Origin of the sequence: Streptomyces sp. WM6386 (assembly GCF_000972385.1) — a bacterium.
Lineage (GTDB): Bacteria > Actinomycetota > Actinomycetes > Streptomycetales > Streptomycetaceae > Streptomyces.
Genome location: NZ_JXTE01000038.1, coordinates 86,308 through 103,882, shown reverse-complemented (window position 1 = coordinate 103,882; position 17,575 = coordinate 86,308). Strand labels below are relative to the sequence as shown.

The following is a 17,575-nucleotide window of genomic DNA, read 5'->3' as shown; positions in this document are numbered from 1 at the left end:
ACGCAGCCAACTGCCCTTACCCGAGGAGCCTTTCATGACCATGCCGGTGATCGAACTGCGCGAGGTGAGCCGCCGATACGACGACGGCCCGCCCGCTCTGCACGAGGCGTCGCTGACCGTGCAACCCGGCGAGGCCGTCGCGATCCTGGGCCCTTCCGGCAGCGGCAAGTCCACGCTGCTCAATCTGATCGCGGGCCTGGACCGGCCCGATGCGGGGACCGTCACCGTGGACGGGGTGCGGGTGGACCGGCTCGGTGAGGCGGGTGCGGCGCTCTACCGGCGCTCGAGGATCGGCATGGTCTTCCAGTTCTTCAACCTGCTCGACGATCTGACCGTCACCGACAATGTCGAGCTGCCCGCGCGCCTCACCGGCGTGGCACGGGGCGAGGCGGGCCGCCGGGCGGCAGAACTTCTGGAAGTGCTGGGCATCGACCGGCACGCCCGCGCCTACCCGGGACGGCTGTCCGGTGGCGAACGGCAACGCGTCGCGGTCGCCCGGGCGTTGATGAACCGGCCCGCGCTGCTACTGGCCGACGAGCCGACCGGGGCTCTGGACACGGCCGCCGGACAGGACGTCAGCGAGCTGCTCACCGGCCTCAACGCCGAGGGCCAGACCATCGTGGTGGTCACCCACGACCTGGCTCTGGCCCGGTCCTGCACGAACCGTACGGTCCGCATCGCCGACGGCCGGATCACCGAAGACGTCCGGTCGCAGGCCGTCGCCCCGGAGGCCGTCCGATGAGCGCTCTCGGCACGGTGGTGCGCTCGGGGGTGGGACGACGCCGGGTGCAGACGCTGGTGGTCGGGCTCGCCACGATGATGGCGGTGGCCGCCTCCGTCCTCGGCGGAACGCTGCTCGTGGTTTCCGGCGGGCCCTTCGACGACGCCTTCGCCAGGCAGCACGGCGCGCATCTGTCCGTGCAGTTCGACGCGGGCAAGGTGAGTGCCGGGCAGCTGTCGAAGTCCAAGGACGCCGACGGGGTGAGCAGTGCGGCTGGGCCGTTCCGTACGGCGACGGTCACCCCGCGGTCGGACGGCCGGGACAACCCCGGGTGGCCGATGACTGTGGTCGGCCGGGGTGGTCCCGGCCGGGACGTGGACGAGGCGGCGCTGCTCGATGGACGGTGGCCCACGCGCTCCGGCGAGATCGTGCTGTCCGCCAACTCCGCGCTCATCCCGACCATGGGCATGAAGATCACCTTCCCTGATCTGTCCGGCGATCCGACACTGACGGTGGTCGGTGTGGCCCGCTCGGTCACGCAGACCGCTGACGCCTGGGTGGTTCCGTCCCAGATGGCGGCGCTCACCGTGCCCGGTAGCGGCGGCTACCAGATGCTCTACCGCTTCACCGACGCGGGCACCGCCGCGCAGATCACCGCGGGCGGCAAGGTCGTGACGAAATCCCTGCCGCAGGGAGCCGCCGTCGGCGAACAGTCCTGGCTCACCGTCAAGAAGACCGTCGAGCGTGACACCGCCCTCTACGTTCCCTTCCTCATGGCCTTCGGCGCCCTGGGTCTGGTCATGTCGGTGCTCATCGTCGGCAACGTCGTCGCGTCGGCCGTCGGCACGGGAACGCGCCGGATCGGGGTCCTCAAAGCCGTCGGCTTCACCCCGGCCCAGGTCGTCCGGGCCTACGTGGGCCAGGCGTTGATCCCGGCCGCCGTCGGCGCGACCCTCGGAGTCCTCGCCGGGCACCTGCTCGCCGTCCCCGTACTGGCCGAGGCCCAGGACGTCTACGGCACCTCGTCGCTGACCGTCGCCCCCTGGGTCGACCTGACGGTGCTCGCAGGGGTGCTCGGCCTGGTGGTGGCGACCGCCTGGGCGAGTGCCTTGCGGGCCGGCCGTCTGCGTACCGTCGACGCGCTCGCCGTCGGGCGTTCCGATTCGGAGGGGCGCGGCCGGTGGGCGGCCCGCCTCGCCGGACGGCTGCCGCTGCCGCGACCCGTCGCTCTGGGCCTGGCCCGGCCCTTCGCACGGCCCGCCCGTGCGCTGGCCATGGGCACCGCCATCCTGTTCGGCACCATCGCCGTCACGTTCACCGTGGGGATGGGCGCCTCGCTCGGCCAGGTGATGACAGCAAGGGCCCACAACGCGGCCGATGTCGTCGTCCCCGCGCCCGTGCCGGACTTCGGACCCCGGAGCCCCGGCTCGGAGAAGAAGCCCGACGTCGATCCCTCCGCGGTCGCCGCGGCCATCGAGGCCGCACCCGGGACCGGGAGGTACTACAGGGCCACGAGGGTACGGGCGACCGTGTCCGCTCTGACCGGGACCATCGAGGTGAACTCCTTCACCGGCGACGCCTCCTGGGGCGGCTACACGATGGTCTCGGGCCGCTGGATCGAGCGCACCGGCGAGGCCGTGGTCCCCACCCCCTTCCTGACCGCCACCAGCACCCGCGTCGGCGACACCGTCACCCTCAACGGTTTGGCCCAGCCGGTCACCGTCCGGATCGTCGGCGAGGTCTTCGACACCCGCAACGACGGCATGCAGGTCTTCACCGACGCCGCAACGCTCAAGGACGCGCATCCCGACCTGACGGAGACGAGCCATCACATCGCGGTCACCCCAGGCACCGACGCCACCGCCTACACCGACGCGCTGAACAAGGACCTGACACCACTCGGTGCCGGCGCCCGGGCCGGCGGGCGCAACTCAGGCAGCGACATGGTTGTCACACTCAACGCACTGTCCGCGATCCTCACCCTGATGCTCGTCGCCGTCGCCGCGCTCGGCGTACTGAACGGCGTGCTCCTCGACACCCGTGAACGCGTCCGGGAGATCGGCGTCCACAAGGCGCTCGGCATGACCCCCCGACAGACCGTCGCGATGGTCCTCACCTCTGTCGTCGTGATGGGACTGGTCGCGGGCGCGCTGGGCGTACCCCTCGGTGTGGCCCTGCACGGCTGGGTCATCCCCGCGATGGGCGACAGCGTGGGGCTTCGCCTCCCCGGATCCGTCACCGCCGTCTACCACGCGGCCGAACTGTTCCCGCTCACCCTCGGTGGCCTGCTCATCGCCACTCTGGGCGCCCTCCTGCCCGCCGGCTGGGCCGCCCGAGCCCGAACCGCCACGGCGCTGCGCACCGAATAGGACGCTGTGGCGCGGGGGTTGTGACTCCGGGCCCCACAGCACATTGCCGTGGGGCTCGGAGGGCTGGTTCCCTGCGCGGACGAACGAGACCTGTGCAGGGTCTGCGAGTGCGGTCAGAACCAGTGCAGGCAGTGCGGGGAGCGGTCGGTGCGGAAGAGGGCGTCGGCGAGGGTGGCTGCGCCCGGGTGGTGGGCTTGGATGTGTCCGGCACGCACGAGCGTGCTCGGGGCGGTGCCGCCGAGGTAGATCGAGCCCAGGTCCCTGATGTCCAGGGACAGGTCGGGCTTCCGGTCCGTGGGGACGCAGTCGGCCTTGCCGTCCCGGACGGTCAGCAGACAGCGGTCGTGCTCGCCGAGGAACGGGTCGGCGACGTCGAGGACGAGTTCGCCGTCCATGAACCAGCCGCGCGCGGTCAGAGCGGCCGGGACGTCCAGGATCCGTACCCAGAGCCAGTCCATCTGGCCGCTCACCTGGCCGGCGCGGAGGTCCGCGAGCTGCCGGCGCAGCGGGTGCTCGGGCGGGACGTGCTTGAACACGACCTGAGAGACGAGGTCGTGTTCGAGAACGAACCGGGCCAGGGCCGTGAAGACGGCGTCGTCGGTGGTGATGGTCTCGTCGACCGTGAGGGTGCCGGACTCGGTCGAGTAGCTGGCGTACCCGTCCGGGACACCGTCGGCGTCCCGGTGAACGGCGACGTAGCGTGGCGCCGGCGAGATCGGGGGCTGCCCCGCGCGCAAGGCCCACCAGCGGTGCGGCCGGGACAGCGCGCCGGGCTGGGCGCGGCGGTACCGGTCGTAGACCTCTTCCAGGATCTCGCCGCATTCGGCACGCCGCAGCACCTCGACCGAGCCGGCCGCGCGGGCCTCGGCCGCTCCATGCGCCCGGGGGAGGGCGAGGGCGGACCGGTGGCGCTCCACCGTCAGCTGCGCGGTGTGGGTCGCCGGTCCGTAGCCGAATCTGCCGTAGATGGTGGCCTCGGAGGACAGCAGCACGGAGAGGAACTCCCCGCCGGCCCGCAGTTCGGCGAGCTGATGCCGCATCATCGCGTTGAGCACGCCCTGGCGCCGGTGCGAGGGCAGGACGCCGACGGCGGTCACCCCGGGGGCCGGGACGAGGGTCTCACCGGGCAGGGTGAGCTCGAAGGAGTGCGTGGCGGCGGTGCCGACAGGCCGTCCGTCCGCCGTCAGGGCGAGCAGGCAGCGGTTTTTTTCGAGCGCCGACCACCAGAGGCCGCCGCCCTCGACGGGGGTTTCCGGGAAGCTCCCGAACGCGGCATAGAGGGTGTCGACGAAGACGTCGAAGTCCTCATCGGTCGTGGAACGAATCTCCATCGGCGCCGCTGCCTCCTCGCAATACCGGCACCACGAGTCGTGGTGCCCGGGATCAGTGCAGCGTTGACCTGTGTCCAGAGCAAGTGAATTACGAACCGGGTCCGCGGCAGCCGCCCTTCGAGCCCGCATCGGCTCGCTGCATCATGTACGGATGATCACCATTCACCTGAAGTACGAGATCGACGCGGACAAGTTGGCGGACTTCGAGGAATACGGCCGTCGCTGGGTCCGGCTCGTCGACCGTTTCGGCGGGACACACCACGGCTACTTCCTGCCGAGCGAGGGCGACAGTGACATCGCCTACGCCCTCTTCTCGTTTCCCAGCCTCGCCGCCTACGAGCAGTACCGCACGGACAGCGTGTCCGATCCCGAGTGCCAGGAGGCGTTCGAACTGGCTCGTCGCACGCGTTGCATCAAGCGGTACGAACGCCGTTTCCTCCGGCCGCTCGACGGCGTGTCCTAGGCCGGGGGAGGGGCGTGGCATGACCGCCCCTCCCCGACGACAACCGGCGGTGCCGTCAGCCGTTCAGCGGTGCGACGGTCACCTTGTCGATGTCCGGTGCGTATGCCGCGGAGTTGGCGAAGGTGATGGTGTTGACGCCGGCCTTGAGGGTCACCGGGACCGGCAGGTCCCAGAAGTTGGACCAGCTGTAGGAGTTGCGGAACACGACCGTCTGGGAGGTGTCGTTGACGGTGATGCCCGCGGCCCGGGAGACGACGTTGGTGTTGTAGTTCCCGGACCCGGCGGTCTCGTTGTTGGCGTAGCGCACGTTCATCACGTAGCGCCCGGCCGAGGGGGCGTTCACCTTGAAGGTGAGGGTGTTGCCGGCACCCAGGCCGATGTGGCCGACGTATTTGTCGCCGGAGGCCCAGGAGTTGCCGGAGACGGACGCGGTGCCGGCGGGGGTGGCGTCCTCGGCCTCGTAGACCTCGGTCCCCGAGGTGCTGACCACGCCGGTGACGCGCAGGTCGCGCAGGGTGAGACTGCCCTTGCCCGGGACGGCGGCGGTGATGCGGTTGTTGCCCGCCGACAGGTACAGCCGCAGGGCCTTGTCCTTCACGCGCCCCCGGGTGGAGGACAGGACGACGGCGTCGGCGCCGTCCATGCTCAGGGTGGCGTCGCCGGTGGCGGCGTAGTGGGCGTGCACGGTGTAGTAGCCGTCGGCCGGGGCGTAGACGTCGAAGGCGGCCTTGTCGCGGCGGTCCAGCACCAGGGCGCCGGCGCCGCTGATGCCGGAGGCGCTGTAGTCGTACGTCGGGGAGCCGCTGATGTCGGCGTAGGCCGCGGGGTAGACGGATTCCGGGGTCCTGGACGCGGTGAGGTCGATCTTGTCGAGGGTGACCTCGTTCGTGCCCTTGGACAGGGTCAGGGTGTGCGTGCCGGCCGTCAGGGACACGGGCGTGCTCGCCGTGGCGCGGTAGGTCCAGTTCAGGGTGGACCCGTAGGTGAGGGTCCGGGGTGAGCCGCCGTCCACTGTGAGGGTCTGGGTGGCGGGCCCGCCGGACTGGTTGCCGTAGAAGACGTCCAGGTCGTACGTGCCGGTCTTCGGGACGTCGACGGTGAAGGCGACCCTGCTGTCGGACTGGTTCAGGCTGCCGACGTCCTTGGTGCCCGAGGTGGCGAAGCCGTAGGGGTTGGTCAGCGAGCCCTGGGAGTAGACCCTGCCGCTGGTGATCGTGGCGTTCTCCGCCTCGTACGACGTGGACCAGGGCAGGCTCGCCGCGGTGGGCGAGCCGCTGCCGGCCGGGTTGACGGTGACGCGGTAGGCCGACATGGCGTCCAGGTCGGTCAGCGGGACGTTGATGCTGCCGTCCTGGGCGACCTTGGTGGTGGTGCGGGACACCACGCTGGGCGCGGCGGCGCCCTCGTAGCCGCTCCAGCCGATGCGCTCGACGGTGACGTTGACTTTCTTGCCGAAGCGCTCGGGGACGTTGCGGATCACGGTGTTCACGTCGCCGGAGGTGCCGCCGAGCAGTACCTGGGCCTGCTTGCGAGAGGTGTCCAGTGAGGCGATGCCCTGGACGGTGTCGATCGTGTTGGGCTGCGGTGGGTCCAGCTCGACGGTCTTGCCGGTCAGGCCCGCGTACCAGCGCAGCAGCCACCAGGTGCCGTTGGGGATGTTGGTCTGGGCGGCGTTGTCGTTGAGGTTTCCGGCGATGTTCCAGTACGCCTGGTCGGCGTAGACCTTGTTGCGCTCGAACATCGACATCCACTGGACCATTTGTCCGGGCACGGACTGGTCACGCCGGTTGCCGTACTCGTTGATGCTGACCGGCCGCTCGGTGATCTGGGCCTTCTTCTCGATGGCCCGGTAGTCGGCGAGGTGGGACTCGAAGTCCTTGAGGGAGTCCGGGCCCAGTTCGTGCCAGGTCGTGATGTCCGGGAGTACGCCGTTGGCCTTGGCCCATGGGTAGAAGTCGCCCATGAGCTTGGCGTCGTAGTGGGTCTCGTTGGGGCCGGCTATCCGGGCGTCGGGGATGATCGAGCGGATCTTCCGGTAGACGGTGGTCCAGTCGCTCTGGAACCTGCTCAGGGCGCTCGCGTACTTGGTGGTGTCGGAACTGCCCAGATCCGGGTACCAGTTGCCGTTGGGTTCGTTGAACGGCACCCACACGAAATCGTCCGCGTCGGGGCGTGCCGCGACCTTGCGGACCATGGTGTCGACCTTGGCCAGGTAGTCGCTCAGACCGAGGTTCTCGTACGGCCACTGTGCGTAGACGTCCTGCATGTAGATGTGGACCTCGCCGCCGCCGTTGCGGTCGTAGCCCTTCTTGATCGCGAGAGCGTCGCCGTTGGGGTGCTGAGCGCCGTCGGGAGCCTTCTGTATGACGGTGGTCATGTGCAGCGGTGCGACCAGCTCGTCACCGGGGACGCCGTCGTCACTGAGCCCGTACAGCGTTCCGTTGGCTCCGTGCATCACGTCGCCGGTGGTTCTGCCCAGGTCGACGGTGACCTGCGTGGTGGCCGCCTGGGCGGACGGAACGGTCACGGCTGTGCCGATCAGCGCGGCGGTGAAGGCGATCGCCCCCATGAGACGCGCGGTGTGGCGTGATCCGTGCTCGGTTCGCGGCATGTGTGTCCTCCGCCTCCCGCGTCGTTGCGGGAGGATCGTGAGTGGGCCCGGGGACCCGGGTGGACCGGGTGGCCCGGATGTGGGGGCCGGGGCGCGCGGGGAGTCACGCCCCGGAGATCAGGGGAGTGGGCTACTTGACGGCGCCGCTGGTGATGCCGGCGACGATCCGGCGCTGCGCGATGACGAAGACCGCCACCATCGGCAGGCTCATCATCACGACGTAGGCGAAGACGAGGTGCCAGTTGTTCAGGTACAGCTGGGCGTTGGCGACCTGGTAGAGGTTGAGCGGGAGCGTGGCCTTCTCCCCGCCGCCGAGCACGAAGAAGGCGTAGAAGATGTCGCTCCAGGCGAAGAGCATCACCATGATCGTCGCGGTGGCGATGACCGGGCGCAGCAGTGGCAGGATCACCTGGAAGAAGACCCGGGCCGGGCTCGCGCCGTCCATGCGCGCGGCTTCCTCCAGTTCCTCCGGGAGGTTTCGGATGAAGCCGGTCATGAAGAAGATCGACGTGGAGAGGTACATCCCGGTGTAGACGGCGATCATGCCGAGCTGGGTGCCCGCCAGGCCGAGTTGGCGCAGCTCCATGACGATGGTGATGACGGCGGGCGGGAGCAGCAGGCCGCTGATGCTCAGCGCGTACAGCGTGCCGACCAGGCGCCCCTTGCGGCGGGCGAAGACCCATGCGGCGCCGGCGCCCAGCAGCAGGACGAGCACGACGGAGGGGACGACGACCAGCACGCTGTTGACGAACCCCTGGACGATCTTGCCCTCGTCGAAGGTCTGCTGGTAGTTCTCGGCGGCCTGCATGTGGTGCGGCAGCGAGAGGTTGGGTTTGATCGCCTCGGCCTGCGGCTTCACGGAGGTCACCGCGACGAGCCAGAGCGGGATGCCGATGGTGACGGCCGCGACGACCAGGGTGACGAAGGGCTGGATCCATCGCACGGGGCGTCGGCGTACGGGGGCGAGCGCGGGCATGGCGGTCACTGGTTGTTCTCCCTCCGCCGCAGGCCGACGATGACGGGTACGGCGAGGACGACGACGATGAGGAAGAGGACCAGGCTCATCGCGGACGCCTGGGCGTACAGACCCTGGCCGAAGATGCGGAACATGTAGATGTTGAACACTTCGGTCTCGCTGCCGGGACCGCCCGCGGTGGTGGCCTGGACGATGTCGAAGGTGTTCATGGAGCCGATCAGCGCGGTGGTCACGTTGAACGTCACCGCGGGCGCCAGCAGCGGGAACCGGATCGACCAGAAGGTGCGCCAGGCGCCGGCCCCGTCGATGCGGGCGGCCTCCAGCACGTCGTCGGGCATGCTCTTGAGTCCCGCCAGGTAGATGAGCATGGCCAGGCCCATCCATTTCCAGCCGTGGATGAGGGTCACCACGACCAGGGTCCAGGTGGTCGATCCCAGCCAGGGGGTGTCGACCTGGTGTCCCGCGAGGGAGGACAGCACGCCGTTGAGCGCCCCGTCCTGCTCCAGCAGGGCCTTGAAGATGTAGCCGACGGCCAGGGCGGAGATCAGCACGGGCAGGAAGAAGACCGCGCGGAAGAAGCGGTTGAAACGGGTGTCCCGCTCCAGCAGCAGGGCGAGGCCGAGACCGAAGCCGTTCTGGAAGAGGGCCACGAGGACCGCGTACACCAGGGTGATGCGGATGTCCCGCAGCATCGATCCGTCGTCGAGGATGGTCTTGAGGTTGTCCAGGCCCACGAAACTGATCTGCGGGTGGAACGCCGACCAGTCGGTGAACGGGTAGACGAAGTTGAGCAGGTTCGGCAGCAGGAAGAACACGCCGAACACGGCGAGCGCGGGAAGCGCGAACCACCACGGCTGGTTGGCCTTCTTCCGGGTGCGCCGGCCGCGACGGGGCGGGCCGCTCCGGTCCTTCACGCGCGTGGGCTCTATGACGCCCCTGGCGGCGGTGTCCACCACTTTCCTACCTCCGGTTACGGGCCCCGGGCGCGCCGCCGACGGGCGGCCCGGGGAACGGGCTGGCGAAGGGACGCCGGTCAGAAGCCGGAGACACCACGCGCCTTGAGGACCTGCTGGAACTGGTCCTGGGCGGCCTGGGCGACCTGCTGGGGGGTCTTCTTGCCGTAGATCATGTCGGCGAGGGCGAGATGCATGTCGGGCGCGGTGAGTGCCTTGACCTGGAAGACGCCGGTGGCGGTGGACAGCGCCTCGGCCTGGGCGATCGCGGTCTGCGGCAGCCCGTCGGGGTTGGGCACCGACGGCTGCACCGACACGAGCTTGTTCGCCTTGATGTAGTCCGGGTAGTCCTGGCCGAGCCAGTAGGACAGGAACTGCCGGGCGGCGTTCTGACGCTTGGTGTCGCCGGTCTTGAAGGCGACGACGCCGTTGGTCTGGTCGGGCGAGTACTCGGCGCCGGCGGCGCTGTTGGCGATGGGGAACCAGCCCAGCTTCTTGTCCATCTCCTCCGTGCTGGAGGTGGCCTGTATCTGGGACTGGAGCGAGGTGACGTTGAGGGCCATCGCGGCGCTGCCGTCCATGATCGCCTTGCCCTGGTCGACGAACGTGGCGGTCTTGTAGTTCTTCTGCGCCAGGCCGCCGTCGAGGACCTTCGTCTTGTACTTGGTGATGGCCTCGACGATGGCCTTGTTGGTCCAGCTGTCCTTGTTCTTGTTCAGGTTGTCCCAGAACGTCTGCGGCAGGTCGGTCATCTGCACCTGGACCTGCCACTGCAGGGGCCACTTGTCGCCGCCGACCTCGAAGAACGGGGCGGTGCCCGTCTTGGACTTGATCTTCTGGGCGGTGGCGAGGAGGTCGTCGTAGCTCTTGGGCATCGAGGTGATGCCGGCCTCCTTGAAGACGTCCTTGTTGTAGTAGATGCCGAGGACCGCGGGGCTGGTCACGATGGCCGCGTAGCGGTGGCCGTCGACCTGGCCGAGTCCCTTCTCCGTCTTGCCGAGCTTGGGGACCCAGTCCTCGTTGTCGAGCTGGAGCAGGTTCTGCTGCGGCTGGATGAACGGCAGTGTGCTGCCCGTGGGCTGCCAGAACATCAGGTCCGGCTTGACGCCCGAGGCGAGCTTGGTCGGGACGTTCGACTCGTAGGGGTCGGGGATCACCTCGGTGTTGATCTTGGCGCCGGTGGCCTTCTCGAACGCCTCGATGGCCTGCTTGGGCTGTCCGACGCTGTTCTGGGCCGTCCACATGGTGAGCTCGACGCCCTTGAGGTTCGCGGTGGGGTCGACCGTTCCCTCGGGTGCGGCGCCGGTGCCGCCGGCGGTGCTGTCGCTGCAGGCGGTGGCGGTCAGCCCGAGCAGACAGGCGGTGACAAGGACGGAGACGGCTCTTCTCATGGCGGGATCCTTGGTCTTCAGGGGGAAGGAGGCGGAGCGGTGCTGCCCAGGCGGGGGCCGGCTGCGGGACGGTGACCTGGGGAGAGGGCGAACGAGAGCTTCCGGTGCGGCTTATGTCTCTCGGGAACCCGAACTCTCCCGGAGGACGAGGGTGGGTTCGGCCGGCACCGGCGCGGGTGCCTGCTGTTCGGTGTCGAGCTGGGTGCGCAGCAGCCCGAACGCGGTGCGGCCCAGCCCCTGGAAGTCCATGCGGACCGTGGTGAGGGACGGTGTGACGAATGCGGAGTGCGGAGCGTCGTCGAATCCGATGACGCTGACGTCCTCGGGAACCCGCCGGCCCGCGTGGTGCAGGGCTCGCAGGACACCCAGCGCCAGGTCGTCGTTGCCGCAGAGAATCGCGGTGACGTCCCGGTTCCCGGCGAGCTTCTTCCCGGCCTCGTATCCGGCCTGGGCGTCCCACCCCTTGCCGGACGGCTCGGGGGCCGTGACGCCGGCCGCTTCCAGGGCCTGGCGCCAGCCTTCCGCGCGCGGTCCCACCGAGCCCGGGGTCCCGGTCGAGGTGGGAATCGCCACATAGTGGACGGTGTCGTGCCCGAGTGAGAGGAGGTGCTCGGTGGCGGCACGGGCCGCCTCACGGTCGTCGGCCCACACGGCGGGAAGTCCGGGTGACTGTCCCTGGGGTGGCGCTTCCACCACCGCCGCGCACGGCATGTGGGCCGGTACGCGCTCCAGGGCCGCTGCGCCGAGCCGGTCGAAGCCGATGACCACCAGCCCGCCACCGGCGTCGGCGGCCGAGGCGATCGTGCGGTCCAGGTCGTCCTCGGGGGTCAGGACGCGCACGCCAAGGGTGTAGCCCGCGGCACGGGACGCCTCCTCCAGGCCCTGCAGGGTGGCTGCGTAACCGTAGAGAAGCGTGTTCGACGTGAGGACGGTGACCGACCGGGTCACGCCACTGGCCAGCGCGAACGCGGTGGCGTTGCGCCTGAAGCCCAGGGTGGCGATGGCTTCCTGCACCCGCCGGCGCGTCTCCTCCCGGACGTTCGGGTGGCCGTTGATGACCCTCGAAACGGTCTGGTAGGAGACGCCCGCCGCCTGGGCGACATCGCGAATGCTGGCAGCTTTCTGCTGCCCCTGTGGGGGGTCGGCGCGGCCGCCCGACCTTGTGTGACCGGTCACAGACATGCGAGGATTGTGAGCGGTCACAACGTGGGCGTCAAGAGACCGTAACCGGGGGGTTATCGCCCCGGTACATTCGCGGCGCGGCACATCCTCACCGCCCCGAGGGTGAATCCGCAGATCAGCTCCACGACAACCAACCGCAGGACCGAACATCCCGGAAGGGGAATCGCGTTGACCGCTGCCGTCGAAGCTGCCGAGGTGTCCCGGGTCTGGTCGCATCCGGAACTCGGCCTGCACGCCGTCATGGATGCCAACGGAGCGGTGAGACTGGGCAGACCCGGCCAGGACTGGGCCGGCCTGGTCCCCCTGGTCGAGGTCACCGCCACCGGCCACGGACGCATGTGGTCGGGAGAACGCTTCATCGAGACGGCCATCGGTGACCGCCTGACCTATCTGAGCCATGAGACGGTCCAGGACCGCGGCCGGGAGCGTACGACGATCCGGCTGGCGGACTCCGCGACCGGTCTGGCCGCCGACGTCACCCTGGAAGCACGTCCGGGCAGCCGTTTCCTACGGGCCCGGGTGCGCCTGGCCAACGAGGGCGGCTCGGCGCTCCGGCTGGAGAGCGTCTCCACGCTGACCCTCGGCGGCATCGTCGACGCGGGCGGCGGTCTCGACGACCTGACTCTGCACTGGGCGGACAACGACTGGCTCGCCGAATGCCGGTGGCGCCAGGACGCCTTCCGCAAGCGAGTGGTCCCGCTGAGCCGGTCCGCCCACGGCCACGAAGGCCGGGGCTGCTTCGAGCGGTACTCGCAGGGAAGCTGGTCCACCGGCCGCCACCTCCCCGTGGCCGGCCTCACCGACAGCGAGGGCCGCGCCTGGCTGTGGCAGATCGAGTCCAGCGCAGGCTGGCGCTTCGAGACCGGTGAGCGCGAGGGCGCCGCCTACGTGGCACTGTTCGGCCCCGACGACGCCCACCACCAGTGGCACCACACCCTGGCCCCCGGCGAGGAGTTCCACACCGTCCCGGCCGTCCTCGTCCACACGGAGACCGGCGGACTGGACGCGGCGTTCGGTGAACTGACCGACTACCGCCGCAGCATCCGCCGCGCTCACCCCGACCACCGCGCGCTGCCGGTGATCTACAACGACTACATGAACACCCTGATGGGCGACCCCACCACGGAACGCCTCCTGCCGCTGATCGAGGCGGCGGGTGCGGCCGGTGCCGAGGTGTTCGTGATCGACGCGGGCTGGTACGACGACGACGCCCAGGGCTGGTGGGACGCCGTCGGCGCGTGGGAACCCGCCGCCCGCCGTTTCCCGGGCGGTCTGCAGGAGGTCCTGGACGCCATCAGAGCGCACGGGATGACCCCGGGGCTCTGGCTCGAACCCGAGGTCGTCGGCGTCCGCAGCCCCCTGGCCGGCACGCTGCCGCCCGAGGCGTTCTTCCGGCGCGGCGGTCTGCGCGTCACCGAACACGGGCGGCACCACCTGGACCTGCGTCACCCGGCCGCCCGCGCTCATCTCGACGAGGTCGTGGACCGGCTGGTCGGTGAGTGGGGCGTCGGCTACCTGAAGCTCGACTACAACATCAACATCGGCCCCGGCACGGAGAACGGCTCCGAGAGCCCGGGTGCCGGTCTGCTCGGGCACCACCGCGCCCACCTCGACTGGATGGCCTCGCTCCTCGACCGCCATCCCGATCTCGTCCTGGAGAACTGCGGGTCGGGCGGTCTGCGCATGGATTACGCGCAGTTGGCCGTGGCTCAGCTGCAGTCCACCAGCGACCAGCAGGACCTCCTGCGCTACCCGCCCATCGCCGCCGCGGCCGCCACCGCCGTGACGCCGGAGCAGGCCGCGGTCTGGGCCTACCCCCAGCCGGACCACACCCTCGACGAGATCGCCTTCACCCTCACCGGGGCGCTGCTCGGCCGCGTCCACCTCTCCGGCTTCATCAATCTGATGAGCGAAGAGCAGGCCGGCCTCGTCCGCTCGGCCATCTCCGTCTACAAAGAGCTCCGGCCGGAGCTCGGCGGCGCGCACCCGTTCTGGCCTCTGGGGCTTCCCGCCTGGGAGGACGCCTGGATCGCCCATGGACTACGAGGTCAAGGCGCCACGTTCCTCACTGTCTGGAGGAGGGAACCGGGCAACGCCGGAACGCCCGACTCCAACGGCCCCGACCGGAACGGATCCGCCGACACCGACCGCACCCTCACCATCCCCCATCTGCGAGGCGCTCACGTGCAGCCCACGGTGCTGCATCCCACGACAGCCGACGCCGCCGTGAAGTGGGACGCGGACGCGGGGCTGCTCACCGTCTCACTGCCGCGTGAGAACACCGCCGTTCTCCTCCGGTTGGGCTCGGACGCGGTGGACTCGGCGCGATGACGCCCCCAGGGCGACCGCTCCACTCGGGAAGGCCTCGCTCCTGGCGTGATTGCCGCCTGCCTGCGCCGCCGACCCCATCGCTGCCGGTCGATCCTTGCCCAGTTCCTCGCCGAGAGTGGCGAACCGGCCGAAGCGGTACGCCTGCTGCGCGCCCTGTAACCCGTTCCATCCGCAACGCCTTGGTGACGGCACTGGAGTTGGACGGCCAGGTCCAAGAGGCCCTCGACCTGTTGGACGAGGAGATCGCCGCCGAGCGGGGGACGATCCACGGAGTCGACGAGAACCGCGGCGACTACGAGCCTGACTGCGTGCGCCTTGGTCAGTCGTTCGAGCGGTCGGCGGTGACCTTGCCGGAGTCGGGGTTCACATGCCATTCGCTGCCGGTGCCGTCGGCGGCGGTGGTGTCGACGTCCCAGGCATCGTCCCTGCTCTCCTCATCGAGGTCGACGGAGGTCACCGTGCCCTTGGCGGCGGCGGCCTCGGCGGCCTCCGCGGCGCTCACGGAGGTGTCGTTCAGGGCGGCACGGATCTGCGCGGTCTCGGCGGCGTCGTCACCGTCGTCGTTCTTCTCCGTGTGCGAGCCGAGGACCTTGCCGTCGGCGGGGTCCACCTGAATGCTGTGCCAGGTAGACCCGTTGGCCAGCACATCGACCTCCCACACGTGGGCCGTGCCCTCGTCGTCCAGGTCGGCCGAGACCGCCGTACCGGTCGTGTGCCGCAGCGCCGCCCTGATCGCGTCCGCGGCCGTGATCTGTCCGGCCTTCGCCGCGGCGGTGTTCTCGGCCTTGTCCTCGGAGGCCTCGTCCGTGGGGCGGGCGGACCGGTCCCCTGCCCCGTCCTGGGCGGTGCCATCGGTGTCGTTGACGTCGTTCGTCACCGCCACGGTCTTCTTCGCCGGCCCTTCGTCGTCACCCGAGCCCACGAGGGCGGCCGCGGTGCCGCCGCCGATCAGGGCGACGGCCGCGACGGTGGCGATGACGGTCTTGCGCTTCATGGCTTCCTCCAGACTGCGAACGACTGCTTCGACGGGACTCAATCTGGCCGACCGACTCTGAAGCGGAGCTGAAGCCCCTTGAAGGCCGCTTCAGGTTCGGTTTGCCAAGCTGAGCGCATGCGTCTGTTGATCGTGGAAGATGAGAAGCGGCTCGCGCTGTCGCTGGCCAAGGGTCTGACGGCCGAGGGGTATGCCGTGGACGTCGTCCACGACGGGATCGAGGGCCTGCACCGGGCGAGCGAGGGGGCCTACGACCTGGTGATCCTCGACATCATGCTGCCGGGCATGAACGGCTACCGTGTCTGCGCCGCCCTGCGGGCCGGCGGCCACGACGTGCCGATCCTGATGCTCACCGCCAAGGACGGCGAGTACGACGAGGCGGAGGGCCTGGACACGGGTGCCGACGACTACCTCACCAAGCCGTTCTCCTACGTCGTCCTCGTCGCCCGGGTGAAGGCGCTGCTCAGGCGGCGCGGGCCGACGGGCGGAGCCTCACCCGTGCACACGGTCGGCGACCTGAAGGTCGACACCGCGGCCCGACGGGTCTTCCTCGCCGAGGACGAGATCACCCTGACCACAAAGGAGTTCTCCGTCCTCGAGCAGCTCGTGATGAGAGCCGGTGAGGTCGTCTCGAAGCCCGACATCCTGGAGCACGTCTGGGATTTCGCGTACGAGGGCGACCCGAACATCGTCGAGGTCTACATCAGCACGCTGCGCCGCAAGCTCGGTCCAGCGCTCATCAAGACGGTACGTGGGGCCGGATACAGGCTGGAGGTCCGGCCGTGAAGCGCCGGCTCCGCTCGGTCAGGGCGCGCGCCACCCTCGCCGCGACGGTCGTCGTCGCCATCGCCCTGGTCGCGGCGGGCACCGCCGTAGTGCTCTCGCTGCGGTTCACCCTCACCGACAAGGCGGATGCCGAGGCCGACTCCGTCGCTCGTAACGCCGCCTCGGCGCTGGCGAACGGGTTCGCGTACGACCAGCTGAACCTGCCGGACGGCGACGAGAACCCCGTCGAGGTCCTGGACCGGGACGAGAAGCCCGTCGCGGTCGGCGAGGACGTCGAGGGCATGAACGTGACCGCCGCCGCCTCGGACCGGCTGAACTCCGAGACCAATGACGACGCCGACGACAAGGCGGAGGGTGATCGGGACACGGAGGACAACGACGCGCTCGCCACCGGGGAGGTCACCGACGAGACCTGGTACGGCGAGGGCACCGCGACCGTCGAGGGGATGACGGCGAAGTACCGGTTCGCCGCGGTCGACGTGATCACGTCGGGAGGTGTCCTGCTCACCGTCTACGCGGGCGCCCCGCTGTCCATCCAGGAGGAGGCCGTCGACGTCGCGTTGACGACGATGCTCATCGGGCTGCCGCTGCTGCTGCTGACGGTCAGCGGGATGACGTACGTCGTCACGAGACGGGCGCTGCGCCCGGTCGAGGGCATCCGTGCCGAGATGGCCGCCATCATGGCCTCCGAGGACCTGTCACGGCGGGTCCCCGAGCCGCGCACCCACGACGAGATCGCCCGTCTGGCCCGCACGACGAACGAGACCCTTGCCGCCCTGGAGACCTCGGTCGCGCGACAGCGCGCGTTCGTCGCCGACGCCTCGCACGAGTTGCGGAGCCCCATCGCGTCCTTGCGCACCCAGCTCGAAGTGGGCGCCGCGCACCGGGAGTTGCTGGACCTGGACGGGGCTGTCGAGGACACCGTACGACTGCAGAGCCTCGCTGCCGACCTGTTGCTGCTCGCCCGCCTGGACGCGGGGGAGCGGCCCCCACCGGACGCTCGCTTCGACCTGGCGGCGGTGGTGGCGCAGGAAGTGTCCTCCCGGGACGGGGTGACCCTCGACAGCGTCGCGTCCGTGGAGGTGCACGGCTCCCGCAGCCAGATCTGCCGTGTCCTCGGCAATCTCCTGGACAACGCCCGTCGGCACGCCCGCGATCGCGTCGCCGTCACCCTGCGCACGGCCGCCGACCAGGTGGTCCTCCAGGTCGCCGACGACGGCTCGGGCGTCCCCCTCGCCGACCGCGACCGCATCTTTGAGCGGTTCGTCCGTCTCGACGAGTCCCGAGCCCGGGACGACGGCGGCGCCGGCCTGGGCCTCGCCATCGCGAAGGACATCGCCGTACGCCACGGAGGCACATTGACAGTCAGTGACGCTCCCGGTGGAGGTGCCTTGTTCGAACTGAGGCTGAGTCGGTCGGGGCGTGGGCGATCTCGCTGAACAGGGGATCGCCGCTGGTGCCGGACGA

The 17,575-nt window shown here is 69.8% G+C and carries 13 protein-coding genes; 6 read left to right on the top strand and 7 right to left on the bottom strand.

The window, feature by feature from the left end; all coding sequences use genetic code 11:
- Positions 1-34: 34 nt before the first annotated feature.
- Together TN53_RS23360 and TN53_RS23355 are read left to right on the top strand one after the other, a co-directional pair.
- A complete protein-coding gene (locus TN53_RS23360) occupies positions 35-742 on the top strand; it encodes an ABC transporter ATP-binding protein (RefSeq protein WP_046260550.1) in 708 nt (235 codons plus the stop codon).
- Positions 739-3,090: an ABC transporter permease gene (locus TN53_RS23355; RefSeq protein WP_095046676.1), complete on the top strand. Its 2,352-nt coding sequence runs from the start codon at positions 739-741 to the stop codon at positions 3,088-3,090. Before TN53_RS23360 ends, TN53_RS23355 begins: the two co-directional genes overlap by 4 nt.
- Positions 3,091-3,203: 113 nt before the next feature.
- On the opposite strand, the gene TN53_RS23350 is transcribed toward TN53_RS23355, so the two are convergent.
- The gene (locus tag TN53_RS23350; RefSeq protein ID WP_046260549.1) at positions 3,204-4,421 is read right to left on the bottom strand and encodes a GNAT family N-acetyltransferase; all 1,218 of its coding nucleotides are present in this window, start codon (positions 4,419-4,421) and stop codon (positions 3,204-3,206) included.
- Between the two features lie 151 nt (positions 4,422-4,572).
- Between TN53_RS23350 and TN53_RS23345 the strand changes: the two genes are divergently transcribed.
- Positions 4,573-4,884 carry an NIPSNAP family protein gene (locus TN53_RS23345; protein ID WP_046260548.1) on the top strand — a complete coding sequence of 104 codons (312 nt, stop codon included), beginning with the start codon at positions 4,573-4,575 and terminating at the stop codon, positions 4,882-4,884.
- 55 nt (positions 4,885-4,939) lie between these two features.
- Here TN53_RS23345 and TN53_RS23340 read toward each other — a convergent pair whose 3' ends face one another.
- From TN53_RS23340 to TN53_RS23320, 5 genes are all read right to left on the bottom strand, one after another.
- Positions 4,940-7,495: a CBM35 domain-containing protein gene (locus tag TN53_RS23340; protein ID WP_095046675.1), complete on the bottom strand. Its 2,556-nt coding sequence runs from the start codon at positions 7,493-7,495 to the stop codon at positions 4,940-4,942.
- Between the two features lie 130 nt (positions 7,496-7,625).
- The gene (locus tag TN53_RS23335) at positions 7,626-8,471 is read right to left on the bottom strand and encodes a carbohydrate ABC transporter permease (protein WP_095046684.1); all 846 of its coding nucleotides are present in this window, start codon (positions 8,469-8,471) and stop codon (positions 7,626-7,628) included.
- A gap of 5 nt (positions 8,472-8,476) precedes the next feature.
- Positions 8,477-9,427 (bottom strand): carbohydrate ABC transporter permease, encoded by a 951-nt coding sequence (locus tag TN53_RS23330; RefSeq protein ID WP_095046674.1) that lies wholly within the window; start codon positions 9,425-9,427, stop codon positions 8,477-8,479.
- A gap of 77 nt (positions 9,428-9,504) precedes the next feature.
- Positions 9,505-10,815, bottom strand: coding sequence for an ABC transporter substrate-binding protein (locus TN53_RS23325; protein WP_046260546.1), 1,311 nt, complete (start codon positions 10,813-10,815; stop codon positions 9,505-9,507).
- 111 nt (positions 10,816-10,926) lie between these two features.
- Positions 10,927-11,997 carry a LacI family DNA-binding transcriptional regulator gene (locus TN53_RS23320; protein ID WP_046260545.1) on the bottom strand — a complete coding sequence of 357 codons (1,071 nt, stop codon included), beginning with the start codon at positions 11,995-11,997 and terminating at the stop codon, positions 10,927-10,929.
- A gap of 240 nt (positions 11,998-12,237) precedes the next feature.
- Here TN53_RS23320 and TN53_RS23315 point away from each other — a divergent pair, with 240 nt between their 5' ends.
- Positions 12,238-14,328, top strand: a complete 2,091-nt coding sequence (locus TN53_RS23315) for an alpha-galactosidase (protein WP_420719120.1) — start codon at positions 12,238-12,240, stop codon at positions 14,326-14,328.
- A 319-nt stretch (positions 14,329-14,647) separates the two neighbouring features.
- On the opposite strand, the gene TN53_RS23310 is transcribed toward TN53_RS23315, so the two are convergent.
- Positions 14,648-15,322: a PepSY domain-containing protein gene (locus TN53_RS23310; RefSeq protein ID WP_046260543.1), complete on the bottom strand. Its 675-nt coding sequence runs from the start codon at positions 15,320-15,322 to the stop codon at positions 14,648-14,650.
- A gap of 117 nt (positions 15,323-15,439) precedes the next feature.
- On the opposite strand from TN53_RS23310, the gene TN53_RS23305 reads away from it, so the two are divergent.
- Positions 15,440-16,108, top strand: coding sequence for a response regulator transcription factor (locus TN53_RS23305; RefSeq protein ID WP_046260542.1), 669 nt, complete (start codon positions 15,440-15,442; stop codon positions 16,106-16,108).
- Positions 16,105-17,547 carry a sensor histidine kinase gene (locus TN53_RS23300; protein ID WP_046260541.1) on the top strand — a complete coding sequence of 481 codons (1,443 nt, stop codon included), beginning with the start codon at positions 16,105-16,107 and terminating at the stop codon, positions 17,545-17,547. The genes TN53_RS23305 and TN53_RS23300 overlap by 4 nt, the downstream gene beginning before the upstream one ends.
- Positions 17,548-17,575: the final 28 nt, after the last annotated feature.